Source organism: Sorangium sp. So ce204 (assembly GCF_051526795.1).
Lineage (GTDB): Bacteria > Myxococcota_A > Polyangia > Polyangiales > Polyangiaceae > Sorangium > Sorangium cellulosum_B.
The window spans coordinates 10266192-10279431 of record NZ_CP150317.1 but is presented as its reverse complement, the minus strand read 5'-3'; the positions used below and the strand labels follow the sequence as shown (position 1 = coordinate 10279431).

11 protein-coding genes are annotated in these 13240 nt (G+C 71.1%); 10 read left to right on the top strand and 1 reads right to left on the bottom strand.

All coding sequences use genetic code 11. From position 1 onward, the window contains the following. The first annotated feature begins 380 nt into the window (after positions 1–380). From WMF22_RS38630 to WMF22_RS38620, 3 genes are all read left to right on the top strand, one after another. Positions 381–1367 (top strand): TOMM precursor leader peptide-binding protein, encoded by a 987-nt coding sequence (locus WMF22_RS38630; RefSeq protein WP_438033005.1) that lies wholly within the window; start codon positions 381–383, stop codon positions 1365–1367. Then, positions 1364–2755, top strand: a complete 1392-nt coding sequence (locus tag WMF22_RS38625) for a YcaO-like family protein (protein WP_438033004.1) — start codon at positions 1364–1366, stop codon at positions 2753–2755. The genes WMF22_RS38630 and WMF22_RS38625 overlap by 4 nt, the downstream gene beginning before the upstream one ends. A 124-nt stretch (positions 2756–2879) precedes the next feature. Then, on the top strand, positions 2880–3710 hold the full coding sequence (locus WMF22_RS38620) for a SagB/ThcOx family dehydrogenase (protein ID WP_437294953.1): 831 nt from the start codon (positions 2880–2882) through the stop codon (positions 3708–3710). On the opposite strand, the gene WMF22_RS38615 is transcribed toward WMF22_RS38620, so the two are convergent. Continuing rightward, entirely contained in the window at positions 3711–4604 is an 894-nt protein-coding gene (locus WMF22_RS38615; protein ID WP_438033003.1) for an SDR family oxidoreductase, read from the bottom strand. Between the two features lie 99 nt (positions 4605–4703). On the opposite strand from WMF22_RS38615, the gene WMF22_RS38610 reads away from it, so the two are divergent. The 7 genes from WMF22_RS38610 (at position 4704) to WMF22_RS38580 (ending at position 13233) form a co-directional block, all read left to right on the top strand. Continuing rightward, positions 4704–5615 (top strand): LysR substrate-binding domain-containing protein, encoded by a 912-nt coding sequence (locus WMF22_RS38610; RefSeq protein ID WP_438033002.1) that lies wholly within the window; start codon positions 4704–4706, stop codon positions 5613–5615. Between the two features lie 185 nt (positions 5616–5800). Continuing rightward, on the top strand, positions 5801–6949 hold the full coding sequence (locus WMF22_RS38605) for a PAS domain-containing protein (protein WP_437294950.1): 1149 nt from the start codon (positions 5801–5803) through the stop codon (positions 6947–6949). 444 nt (positions 6950–7393) lie between these two features. Further along, positions 7394–8038, top strand: coding sequence for a DUF2267 domain-containing protein (locus tag WMF22_RS38600; protein ID WP_438033001.1), 645 nt, complete (start codon positions 7394–7396; stop codon positions 8036–8038). Between the two features lie 253 nt (positions 8039–8291). Next, on the top strand, positions 8292–8591 hold the full coding sequence (locus WMF22_RS38595) for a hypothetical protein (RefSeq protein ID WP_438033000.1): 300 nt from the start codon (positions 8292–8294) through the stop codon (positions 8589–8591). 32 nt (positions 8592–8623) lie between these two features. Beyond that, complete coding sequence (locus WMF22_RS38590) at positions 8624–9364, top strand: phytanoyl-CoA dioxygenase family protein (RefSeq protein WP_438032999.1); 741 nt, start codon at positions 8624–8626, stop codon at positions 9362–9364. A 115-nt stretch (positions 9365–9479) separates the two neighbouring features. Next, positions 9480–12230 (top strand): hypothetical protein, encoded by a 2751-nt coding sequence (locus tag WMF22_RS38585; RefSeq protein WP_438032998.1) that lies wholly within the window; start codon positions 9480–9482, stop codon positions 12228–12230. 130 nt (positions 12231–12360) lie between these two features. After that, positions 12361–13233: a DNA-formamidopyrimidine glycosylase family protein gene (locus WMF22_RS38580; RefSeq protein ID WP_437294945.1), complete on the top strand. Its 873-nt coding sequence runs from the start codon at positions 12361–12363 to the stop codon at positions 13231–13233. The last annotated feature ends 7 nt before the right edge of the window (positions 13234–13240 follow it).

The window sequence follows — 13240 nt, the reverse complement described above, 5'->3', positions numbered from 1 at the left end:
AGGCTGTCGGCCGAGCCGTCGTTGACGAAGGTGTGTCGAGCGATCGGCGGCTGAAATCTGGCGAAGCGGGAGACGAGCGCAAATATTTGAATGGTTGGTCGACGACCTGATGGACCTCACAGTCGATGAGCACGGCGCCGCGAAGTCCGTCGTCTTTGTCGGCATCGCCGCGTGCAGCAGCAGTAGCAGCATCCTCTGTATCGGTTGATGCGGGCGACGCTGTCCGGCCGGACAGGGCTCCTCGTCAGATGAGGAGCCTCGTCCGGCGCTCCATTGACTCCTGACGGGCTCTGCCCCAGTCATCGTTCTGCGTGCCAGCGCTGGCGGCGCGGTGAGGCCTCGCCGCCAGCTCCGCAGCGCGAAGAAGCTGATGAGCGAGTATGAACAAGCTAGACGACGTCCCCGAGTTCCCCTGTGTCAAGACCTGGTATCGGGTCGCGATCACGGATGATGCGGTGATCTTCCAGCACGGAGAGAGGGCGCTCTGCTTTCAAGGCAAAGCCGCGAGCAAGCTGCTGCCGGTGCTGCTTCCGATCCTCGATGGAACGCGTACCGTCGAGCAAGTGATCGAGTACATGGGAAAGTCCATCGAGCCTGCCACGGCGAACGCCTTGCGGTTGCTGGCCGAGAGAGGGGTGCTCACGAGCGGTGCTCCCGTCGGGGCCTCGGCGCCGCGGCCCGTCCGGGAATCGGCCCGCTTCCACGCGGCATACCGCGATGACGAGCCGGAGTCCCTCGCGCAGCAAAGGTTGAGCGACGCCAGCGTGGCGGTCGTCGGTGCCGGCGTTCTCGCCGACGAGATCGCGCGCCAGGTGAGCCTCTCCGGGGTCACCGCCGTGCAGCGGAGGCCGTTCGATGCCGGGGCGGGCGACCTGGCCTCGGCGGACCTCGTCGTGGTCGTTCCGGATCGAGGCGAGCTCGATTGGATGGCGCACTGGAACGCGGAAGCGCTGCGCCGGCGTATCCCCTGGATGCAGGTGCTCGCGTACGACAGCAGGTTCTCCGCGGTAGGCCCGCTCTACCTTCCGCACGCAACCTGCTGCTACGAGTGCTACCGGCTGCGCCTCGCTTCGAACGTCGCGTATCGCGGACACTACTGGGCCCTGGAGCGCAGCACGCCCAGCTCCCCGCTGCCGAGCGCCATGTTGGCGATCGTGAGCGGCCTCGCCGCATTGCTCGTGGCCCGCTGGATCGTCGCGCGCGACCCGCTCTTGCCAGGGCGGTTTTACGCGGTCAACCCAGGTCCAACCGTCCGCAGCGACACGCACATGGCGTACCGCGTGCCCCGGTGCTCGGCGTGCAGCGCCGCCGTCGCCGCGAGCGCCCCCAGCCCCTGGTACACCCTGCAAGCAGGAACGGAGCCATGAACATGTTTGCTCCGCTCCGCTCCCCAGGCGACGCGCCGGCGCGTTGTCACGGCACGCCGAGGCGTGTGCAACGCACGCCGCTCGCCGAGGTCGCCCGCAGGCTGCGCACCCTCGTGTCTCCCTATACGGGCGTCGTGCGCGACACCGTGGAGCTGCTCCGCGCTCCGGATGACTGCCGCTTCTTCAATTTTGGCGCCCACACGGGCGACCTTTCGGATCTGGTCGGCGCGCCGACCGAGGTCATGTCCAGCGCCGTGCATCCCGATCGCGAGGCGGCCTGGGTGGCGGCGGTCGCCGAGGCCGTCGAGCGGTATTCGTCGTTTTACGCGCCTGCGGAGGATCTCGTGTTGTCTTCGTATGAGGAGCTGGACGGGGCAGCGCCGGAGCCCGAAAGCTTCGCCCTGTTTCATCCATCGCAGCACGCGTCGAGCGACTTCCCCTATGTGCCCTTCACCTCCCGCACCCGGGTGCGGTGGGTGCGTGGCTGGTCCATCCAGGATGGGATGCCCGCGTGGCTGCCGGCCCAGCTGACGTTCATGGGATCACACCTCGCGCGCGGCGAGCCGCAGATCGCCTACTCGACGAGCAGCGGGACCGCGCTGGGCGGTACGCTGGAAGAGGCTGCGTTCAGCGCGCTGATGGAGGTCATCGAGCGCGACGCGTTCATGCTCGCATGGAACAACCGATTGGAGCTGCCGCTCCTGGATTGGCAGGGAGACGGCTCGCCTCGTCATGACGAGCGCATGGTTCCGGCCCCAGCGGGCATTCACCATGCCGCGCTCGACGCGAGCGTCTTCTTCCGCGTGCCGACCGCCATCGGCGTGACGCGATGCGCCCTGGCCGGGCAACCCGCCCTGACCGTCGGCGCTGCCAGCGCGGCGACCGGTCAGGAGGCTGCACGGAAGGCGCTGCGCGAGGCCTTCCAGACCAGGGTGCTGGCGAAGCAGCTCCTGAGCGCTCTGCCCAGGGGACGGCGCGCGCTGGAGGCGCATCAAGTCCGCACGTTCGACGATCATGTGCTCTACCATGCGCTGCGAGAGAGCGCCGCGTCTTCCGCCTTCCTCGATGCAAGCAGAGAGCGGCGCCACCTCGGCGAGGTGCCCCCCCTGGAGGGCACGGACGTGCTCGGTCAGACCGCTTCGGCCGTGCGAGCGCTCGCGCGGCGAGGCGTCGGTGCGTACCTCGTCGACATCACCTCGCCGGATGTGCGCGACGCCGGGCTGTGGGTGGTGCGCGTGATCTGCCCGGAGCTCTGCCGGCTCGACGCGCCCCACACCGCGCGGTTCCTCGGCGGCAAGCGGCTCTATCATGCGGCGTACGAGGCGGGGCTCCGCTCCAGGCCTCTCTCGTTCGCAGACATCAACGTCCATCCGCACCCGTTCCCGTGAGCTCCTGCGAGAGAGGGACGAGCGGGCGTCATCCACGGCGTCCGTCGTCGAACGAGCTGAAGGGGCGGATCGCGCTGGACGGCGGCACGGCGCCGTGCCGCGCTGACGGGGGCAACAGGGGGACATGATGAAATCGAGTCAAGCCGATGTGGCCACGGTCAATGTCGCGGAGCTGGTCTATGGAGACCAGGTGGAGCTCGATGATCCGGCGGAGACATACCATGAGGCTTCCAAGCTCCATCCGGGCATGCTCGGCGAGGAGGCCGCTGGCAGGGCGCTCCTGGAGACGAGCGCGCAGCTCCAGCGCTCGACGGCGAGGTCGACCAAGCGGTATGTGCTCGGCGAGGCGATTCGACTGCCAGGACCGGCGCTGCCCGATGTGGGCCTGACGGCGCTCCTGCGGGAGCGCAGATCGATCCGTCAGTTCAGCGGCGCGCGGATCGACGCGCAGGCGCTCTCGAGCCTCGTGTACGCCGGGTACGGCGTCACCCACACGGTCCCCGCGAGCCCGATGACGATGCGGACCGTCCCCTCCGGAGGCGCGCTTTACCCCCTGGATCTCTACTGCGCCGTCCTCGGGGTCGACGGTGTTGCCTCCGGCGTGTACCACTACGACCCCTTCGAGCACGCCCTGGAGCAGGTGCGGGCTGGCGACTGCCGGGAGGAGATAGGCGGCTCCATGGTCGCTCCCGGGATCGTGATGGGCGCGTGCGTGGTCCTGCTGATCGCGGCGATGTTCAGGCGAAACCGGTTCAAATACGGCCTCCGAGGGTACCGGTTCGCGCTGATCGAGGCCGGGCATCTGGCGCAGAACGTGCTGCTGGCCTCCCAGTCGCTTCAGGTCGGCGGCGTTCCGCTGGGCGGCTACTATGACCGCGGCATCGACGATCTCCTCGGCATGGATGGGGTGAACGAGTCCGTCGTCTACACGCTCGCCATCGGTGTTCCCGCCTGATCAGGCCTCGACCGGCGCGAGCAGCGCTGCCCGGTGGCGCGCGAGGTAGCTCCGCACGTCCTCCGCGGGCTTGCCGCTCAGCTCCTCCACCGCCCTCGTCGCCACATCGAGCGTTCCGCGGGCGATCGCCTCGTCGAAGGAGGCGAGCAGCCCGGCGATCGCGGCGGGCATCCCGGCCTTCTGCATGCCTTGCTCCAGCGCATCACGCGGCACGGGGACGTACTCGATCGACTTGCCTGTGACGGACGAGGCGATCTGCGCGAGCTCGCGCTGGGACACGGCCGCCGGCCCGGTGATATCGAGCACGCGCTTGCCGTCGAAATCGGACGCCAGCGCCGCGGCCGCGGCGCGGGCGCAGTCCTCGCGCGTGACATACCCGGCCTTGCCGTCTCCGGCCGCTGCGACCAGCTGGCCCGTCGCCAGCGCGCGCCGCAGCGATGGCACGAGGAAGTCCGTATAGAGGTTGTTGCGCAGGACGGTCGCGCCGAGCCCGCTCTCCGCGAGGGCGTCCTCGGTGACCTGGTGGTCGGGCGCGATCGTGATCGGCGAGCCGGGCCCGGGGTTGGTCAGCGACGTGTAGACCACGTGCCGCACGCCCGCCTTCGCCGCGGCCTCGAGCGCGCTCTGGTGCTGCGCGATGCGCCTGCCCGGGCGGTCCAGCGCGTCGGTGCTGATGAGCAAGAGGCGCGCCGCGCCGGCGAACGCCTCCGCGAGCGAGGCGGGAGCATCGAAGTCTGCGCGCCGCACCTCGACGCCGCGGGCGCGGAGCTCGCCGAGCTTCTCCGGGTGCCGGGTCGTGACGAGGAGCGGCCCTGCGCCCTGCGCGAGCAAGAGATCGACGACGCGCCGCCCGAGCTGGCCGTTCGCGCCGGTGACGAGGAGAGGCTGAGACATGGTGAGAGCTCCTGGTGAAGAGGTTGGGTGGATACTTGCCGCTGTCTCTAATCTGGTGCAATACGCATAAATTGGCTACTGTGTGCCGAAATGGGAACAATGGATCTGAACCACCTCTCCGTCTTCGCGGCGGTCGCCGAGACGGCGAGCTTCACCGAGGCGGCGCGCCGGCTGGGTGTGCCCAAGTCGACGGTCAGCCGGGGCGTCGCGTCGCTGGAGGCGTCGCTCGGCGTGCGGCTCTTGCAGCGGACGACGCGCACCGTGGCGCTGACGACGGCCGGGCACGCGCTGGTCGACCGGCTCGGCTCGCGGCTCAAGGCGCTGACGGAGGCCATCGAGGGGATCCCGGAGCTCGAGGACGAGCCGTCGGGCACGCTGCGCCTCACCGCGACGGCGGACTTCGCCACCGAGGTGCTGGCGGAGATCCTCGCCGCCTTCTGCCGCCGCTACCCGCGCATCACGGTCGAGATGCACCTGTCGACGCAGCCCGTGGATCTGGTGAAAGAGGGGTACGACGCTGCGTTCCGGTTCCTCACGAAGCAGCCGCGGGACTCGACGCTGGTCGCGCGCAAGGTGGGCGAGCTGCACCTCCAGTTCTACGCCTCGCCCGCGTACCTGGCCGCGCGGGGGACGCCGAGGACGCTGGAGGATCTCGCGGGGCACGATGGCGTGTCGCTCATCAAGACGAGCCCGCTCGGGCGAGACGAGGTGTCGCGGGCCCGCGCGCGGCTCCGCGTCCGGTGGCTCGTGAACGACGGGTTCTTCGCGCGCGAGGTGGTGCGCAACGGCGGTGGGATCGGCCTGCTCCCGACCTTCCTCGTCCAGCAGGACGTGCTCGCCGGGGCGCTCGTGCGCGTGCTGCCGCGCTGGACGGCGCCGACGGGCGGCGTCTTCCTCGTGTTCCCGAGCGGCCAGCACTTGCCGAGGAAGACCGTCGCGCTGCGCGATCACGTGGTCGAGGCGCTGCGGATGCAGCTCACGGCGCGCGCGGGCCGCGCAGGTGAGGGCTAGCGCCCCATCCGGTTGTCGCGAACGTTACACACGTGGTGGACCCACGGCCGCGCCGCGACGAGATGTGATCCGCGCCTCCACGCGGGCGCCCTTAAGGCTTGATTTGCCGGCAGGTCGTGAGGTTAGGCTGCACAGCCGAGGCCGCCGGCGCATCGCGGGCGGGGCACATGAACATGAGCGCACACGTGGACACTCTCGCGCGATCGCCGCTCGCGGTGGTCGAATACGGGCTGGATCTGGCGATCACGGCGTGGAACGAGAGCGCCGCGCGGCAGCTCGGGTTCTCGAGGCAGGAGGCGATGGGTCGATCCATCGCCGAGCTGCTCCCTGTCCCCGAGGGCGCGGCGTTGTGGCGGCGGCTGCTCGACGAGGACAGCGGGGAGCAGCGCCTGCGTCACGCCCGGAGGGGCGGGGGCGACGTGGCCGTCGTGTGGGTTCATCACCGCGTGCTCGATGCGTGGGGCGAGGCGGCGGGCGTGGTGTGCATCGGCCGCGATGTGACGGCCGAGATCGAGGCGTCGAGGCGTCAGGCGGAGCACCAGCACATCCTCCGTGCCCTCGTCGAGAACCTCGATGTCGTCGTCTGGGCCTGCGATGCCAGCGGCGTGTTCACCTACTACGACGGCAAGGCGCTCGCGGCGGCCGGCATGAAGCCAGGACAGCTCGTGGGGCTGAACAATTTCGACCTCTACAAGGAGCACGAGACCGGGGGGTTGCGCAGGGCGCTTCGAGGGGAGCCGATGCACAACGTCATGGAAGCGGACGGAAAGCCCATCGAGAACTGGTTCGTCCCGGTCCGAGGGGAGGGGGGCGAGGTGGACTCGGTGGTCGGCATCACTCTCGATCTCACCGAGGCACGGCGCGCGGAGAGGGAGCTCCGGGAGCGGCTGGCGATCATCGAGCGGCAGCAGCAGGTCATCCGCCAGCTCTCGACACCCATCCTGCAGGTCTGGAAGGGCGTGCTGGCGCTCCCGATGATCGGCGTGGTCGACAGCGCGAGGACGGCGGAGGTGATGGACAGCCTGCTCCAGGCGGTGGTGCGCACCGGGGCCCGCTATGCGCTGCTGGACCTGACCGGGGTCGAGGCCGTGGACACGAAGACCGCGAGCTACCTCGTCGATCTCGTCCGCGCGATCCGGCTCCTCGGCGCGGAGGGCATCATCACCGGGATCCGGCCGAGCGTCGCCCAGACGATCGTCTCGCTCGGGATCGATCTCGCCGAGATCACGACGCTTTCCGACCTCCAGGCGGGCCTGAGGCATTGCATCGGGCTCACGCTGCGCGAGGCGGCCAGAGGCGGGCGCCCCGACCCCGGGCGCCCCGACCCAGGTTGAGGTTGCCGACCCAGGCGGGCGCCCCGACCCAGGTTGAGGTTGCCGACCCAGGTTGGCGTTGAGGTCGCCAACCGAGGTCGCCGGCCCAGGTTGGGGAGACCCGACCCAGGTTGTGGACGACCCGACCCAGGTTGAGGTTGTCGGCCGATCCAGGTTGAGGTTGTCAGGGGTTGGACGACCCGACCCAGGTTAAGGTTGCCGCCGGGCGGGTTGAGGTTGCCGCCGGGCGACCCGACCCAGGTTGAGGTTGTCGGTTGAGGTTGCCGCCGGGCGGGTTGAGGTTGCCGCCGGGCGCCCCGACCCAGGTTGAGGTTGTCGCGCCCGACCCGACCCAGGTTAAGGCCGGACGCAGGTTGAGGCCGGACGACCCGACCCAGGTTGGGGTCGCCGGGGCATGCGCCTGGCATGGGCCTCGCAAGGCTCCTCTCCCGAAGGAGGCCCCTCATGGATTACGACCGCTTCATCGAGGAGGTGCAGCGCCGCGCCGGCTTCGAGGGCCGCGACGAGGCCGAGCGTGCGATCACGGTGACAGCACGGACGCTCGGCGAGCGGCTGCTCGTGGAGGAGGCGGCCGCGGTCGCCGGTGGGCTACCGGGTCCGGTCGCCGCCGCGGTGCGCGGCGCCACGTACCAGGGCGACTTCGATCGCGACGAGCTCTACGACCGCATCGCCCGCCGCGAGGGCGCGCCGCGCGGCTTTGGCATGGAGCACGCCCAGGCCGTGTGCCAGGTCATCGGCGAGGCGCTGCCCGAGGCCGAGCGCGTGCGGCTCCAGCGGCACCTGCCGGACTGGGCGGACCTCTTCTCGCCGCGCTCGGCCGGAGCTCCCCCGCCGCGGCCGGCGCACGCCGCGTCACCGCCCGAGACCGGCCAGGGCTCGACGCTGGCCACGGGGCGGCCTGGCAGCCGCCACCCCTTGAGCGAGGCGCGCCCCGAGGCGGCCCATGCGCAGTCGGTCGCCCGATCAGACGATCCCCACGCGGATACCAAACTGTCGAGCAGCCCGGGGCTGACGCAGGAGCGCCTCCGAGAGACGCTGGCTGACGGGCGCCCCGGCCCCGAGCACCCCGTCAGCGAAACGCAGCGCTGACCTGCTGGACGACGCAGCGCGGACGCCCCACCCGGCGCGGGGGCCTCCGGCGCCTGCTTGACAGCGGCCGTGCTCCCGCGAACACTTCGTCCCACGGGCTGCTCCGGGCCCGGCTCCTCGCTCGCCGCCGGCACGGCTCCGCGAGGGGCGAAGAGGGCGCTGCCCTTCGGCGGTCTTCGCTCGTGATGCTGCCGCTCTTCCGTCGGTGCCGGCCGACAAGGACCGATCTCGGCAGATCACCTGGACAGGGCCGATGGGGAACCGCCACCACCACAAGAAGCTGCGCGCCGACGTCCGCGCCAGGATGGCCCGGACCGGCGAGAGCTACCAGAAGGCGCTCGCGCAGATCCTCGACGAGCGTTCCGCGCCGAAGGCGGCGCGAAACATCGATCTCGTGCCGATCGATTACTTCGGCGCGCCGGCCGCGCTCGCGACCTTCGAGATCGCTGGAAGGCTCGCGTGTCTCGTCGTCTCGAGCCGCCATCACCCGCGGCCGTTCCCTCAAAACCCCCTCGTCGCCCTGGCGATGCGTGGGCCTCGGGCCATCCATTGAGTGATCTCCGCGATCCCGGGTGTCGCGAGGTCATGATGAGCACGTCAAACAGAGATCGAATCGACGCCTTTCGCGCGCAAGGCTTCTTCATCATGCGCGCTTTCCTCGACATCGCCGAGCGCGCCGAGCTCCGCCGCGCGTGCGACGCCGCGCTCCTCCGCACGCGAGCGCTCTCCCGGGAGACGGGTCACTCGACCCCCAGGATCTCCCTCCTCACGGACGGCGCGACCTGCTTTCAGGACGATCCCTGCGCGCTGGAGCTGATCTCCGCGTTCGTCGGCTCCCGGCGCATCTGCGAGCTGCTCGCCGGCCTCTCGCGCGCGGGAGCGGCAAATGGAGAGGAAGACGCCCCGCGCCTGAAGGACGCGCATTACTACCACGAGCAGACAAGGCGCGACTGGGACGGGGACTGGCACCGAGACAGCCAGTTCGGCCAATCCGATCCAGAAATCGAGCGAGCGATCGTCGCAACGACGACATCGGTCCACTTCAGGGTGGCGCTGGAAGACGACGATCGGCTCGAGATCGTCCCCGGATCCCACGCCCGCTGGGACACCCCGGACGAGCTCCGGATCCGCAGGGGCGCCGATCGGACCACGCCGCACATGCCGAACGCCGCGCGCGTCGCCTTGCGCGCCGGAGACGCGTGTATCTTCCACGCGTGGTCGATTCACCGCGCAACGTACCTTCGGGCTCCGCCGCGTCGCACGATCGACGCCCTTTACACCTTCGCTCGTCCGACCGTACGTCGGTGGACGCTGCCGGCGATCTGAGGTGCGGCCACCCGGCGCCCGGACACCGTGGCGCCCGCCCCCTCGCGCATGCGGGTGCCGGCGCCGCCGTCGCGGCGGCCCTCTTCTCGCGCGAGGTCGCCTATCCTTGCCGCCCATGGCGCCCCGCCCGCCCCTGCTCCACCGCCTCGCCGACGGGCTGGAGACCCGCCCCGTCAAGGCCGCGATCTCGCTCCTGATCCTCGTCTCGGTCCTGCCCATCGAGGGCCTCGACGACCAGTTCCGCCCGTATTTCCTGGCGATCTTCGGCGTCGAGCTCCTCTTCCGGGCCGTCCTCCTCCACCAGCGCGGGGACGGGCGGTCGCGCCTCGACGTGCTCCTCTTCGCCTTCGACATCATCGCCTGGGTCAGCTTCCTGCCGCTCGAGCGGATCCTCGACGCGCACGCCGCCCACGCCCTCCCCATGCTGCGGCTCTCGCGGCTCTTCCTGCTCCTGCGCTTCACGCGCGAGATCGCGATCGACCTCTACGCGATCCTGACGCGGCGCGAGCTGCTCGAGCAGTTCGGGCTCGTCACGCTCGCCGTCTGGGGGCTCGCGTTCGGCTCCTCCGTGCTGCTCAGCCACCTCGCGATCACGCACGACTACGATGGCCGCGGCCCGACCCCGGACACCGACTTCATCGACCGGATCTGGTGGTCTTTCCGGCAGATCGAGAGCGCCGACAACCTCGTCGAGAACCTCCGGGTCCACCCCGTCGTGGCCGTCGTCTCGCTCGGCCTCACCATGGTGGGCGTCTTCATCACGTCGTTCATCATCGGCATCGGCGCCAACGTGGTCGACCAGGTCGTGCGCGCGGCGCGGCGGCGGCCGGTCCGCTACGCGGGGCACGCGCTCGTGATCGGCCCGGTGCATGAGGCCGAGATGCTGGTGCAGGAGTTCGTCCGGCTGTACGAGCGCCACCGCGCGCTCCGGAGCATCCGGCTCGCGGAGCTCTGGCAGTGGCTCGTCCGCCGCGGGCCCCCGCCGACCCGCCACGCGCTCCCGCGGATGGCGCTCCTCGGCACCGAGGACGACCCGCCCGCCTACCTCTACGCGCCGGGGATGCGCTGGGTGACCTACCGCAGAGGGGACAGCGCGCAGCCGGAGGCGCTCGAGCTCGTGGGCGCCGCCGAGGCGAAGCGGGCGCTGATCCTCGCGCGGCCCGACGCGGGGCCCGACGCCGACGCCCTGACGGCGATGACGCTCTCCTCGTTCCGGACGCAGAACCCGCACGGCCACGTGTTCGTCGAGGTGCAGGAGAGCAAGAACCGCGATCTCATCCAGGAGGTGGGCGGACCCGGGACACACCCGCTCGACATGCAGCGGTTCCTCGGCTTCTTCCTCTGCCAGCACCTGCTCACCCCAGGCGTGGAGTCCCTCTACACCGACCTCATGACCGCGGACGGCTCCGAGTTCTACACGCACATCTTCCTGGGCGAGGAGGCGGTCGGCGCCGTCGGCAAGCTCGGCAAGGCGCCGGAGCACGAGCTCTCGTTCTCGGACATGGCGCGCGCCGCCTGCGAGAAGCAGGTGATCCTCGCTGGGGTGTTCCTCGGGGACGAGGCGGCGGTGCCGAAGCGCGAGGAGGGCAAGCTCGTGTCGGTCGAGGGGCTCGTGCCGTGGCTGAATCCGCTGCTCGATCCGCCCGAGGGGTCGCCGGCGTGGGCGCTCGGCGCGCGGGCGGGCCGGGTGCCGGCGCAGCGGCTCAGGGGGCTCATCGGCGTATCGGCGACCTACGCGCCGCTCCTGGACTACGGGCGAGAGCTCTACAGGGGGCGGGGGATCGAGCGCGCCGCGGCGTCGGACGGCGCGACGGCGGCGCACGCGTGGGCGGCGAAGCTCTCGCTGCACCTCGGCGAGATCGAGCGGGTGCTGATCGTCGGGTACAGCCCCGCGCTGCCCTCGCTGCTGCACGCGCTCGCGCGCTTCGTGCCGGGCATCGAGGTGACGCTGGTCCTCGGGGAGCGCGGGGACGAGCGGATGCCGCTCCCCGATCGGCTCGCCTCGCTCGGCGTGACGCCCGGCCCTGGCGGCGCGCCGCCGGGCTCGGACGGGGCGATGCTCTCGCTCCCGCGCGGGGGCAGCGCGACGGTGTACACGCAGCACGGGCACGACCTCGCCTCGCTCGCGGTGCGCTGCGTGGCGCGCGGCGCGCCGCTCTCCGCGGCGGTGTTCCTGAGCGAGCCCGAGGGGCTCGATCGCGACGCGCGCACGGCGATGCGGGTCATCCGCTTCGCGCGGGCGCTGGCGAGCCGGGAGCTCGCGCACGGCGGGGCGCTGCACGTGCTCGCGGAGTTCTCCTCGGTGGCGAAGGGCGAGCACGTCCGGAGCCTCCTTGCCCCCGACAAGTGCGGCCTGGCCGTGCGGGTCAGCCTCGTCAGCACCGAGCGCATCAAGAACTATTTCATGGTCCACAGCGCCTTCGTCCCGGGAGTAACGGCTCTTTACGATGAGCTCCTCGGCGAGGGCGGGCAGGACCTCGTCCGCATCGAGGCGCCGCCGCCCGACGGGGCGGGGCAGGCGGGCGGCGAGCTCCGCTTCGACGACATCCGCAGGGCGCTCGAGCCCCGGGGCGCCATCCCCATCGCGCTGGAGGTCGAGGAGCCGAAGGACGAGCAGCCCGGGGGCGCGAGCCCCGTCGCGCGGCGGGGCGAGCCCCGGGGCGCGAGCCATGTCGCGCCGCCGGGCGAGCGCCGGGTCGTGCACCTGAACCCGCCGCCGGAGAAGGCCTTCGAGACGTCGCTCATCCGCGTCGTGTACGCGCTCGCCCGGCGCCAGGATCTCGTGATCCAGGGGGCGCAGCGGCCGAGGCGGGGCGACGCCGGTGAGGCCGCGCTCGGCGAGGAGTCCCCGCGGATCAGCGCGTGAACAGCGCGTAACAGCGCGTAACAGCGCGTAACAGCGCGTAACAGCGCGTGATCAGCGCGCCGCCGCGCCTCTTTTTCGCGCCTCGCCCGAAGTCGCGCGATCTTCGCGGCGAGATCTGTATCCTGGAGGCGTGCCCGAGCGCCCGGACCTGGAGTACGTCGTTCCGATCCTCGCGCGCGAGCTCGCGGGCGCTGCCGTGGCCGCGGCGCGGGCCGAGAACTCGGTGGTGCTGCACGTCCTGCTCCCGGAGCGCCTCGACGCGCTCTTGCCGGGCGCGGAGATCCGGCGCGTGGCGCGGCGGGCGCACGCCGTCGTCTTCGAGCTCGGCGGGGCGCGCGCGCTCGATCTCGTGATCTCCCCGATGCTGGCAGGGCGGTTCTCGATCACGCGGCCAGGAGAGACGCGGATTCCAACCGATCTCGCCTTCTCGCTGACCCTCGGGGACGGCCGCGAGCTCAGGGTCCGAGACGACGTGCAGATGAGCAAGGTCTACGTGCTCGCGCGGGGCGATTTCGACAGGATCCCCGGGCTCCAGCGCGTCGGCCTCGACGTCCTCGATCCTCGGGTGTTCACGCAGGAGGCGTTCCGCGCCGCGGCGCGCGGGCGGCGCGACCTCGCCAAGGATTTCCTGATGGACGGGACGGCGCTCGACTCCATGGGAGACTCGTACGCCGACGAGGTGCTCTTCGAGGCAAAGATCCACCCGAAGGCGACGGTCCAGAGCCTCTCCGAGGAGGAGACCGACCGCCTGCACGTGGCGATCGCCCGTGTCCTCGGCGACGCGACCCGGACGATCGCCCGGCGCGCGCCGGCGCTGGACGAGCGGCTGCGCGACTTCCTCAAGGTCCGCGGGCGCCCGGGCCAGCCGTGCCCGCGCTGCGGCGACAAGCTCCGTCGCGCGAGCGTCCACGGGCACGACGCGATCTTCTGCCCGGCCTGCCAGCCGGAGGCGCGGCGGAGCGCAGCGGGGGATCCGCGCCGCGCCAGGCGGGAGCCGGGCTGAGGCGAGG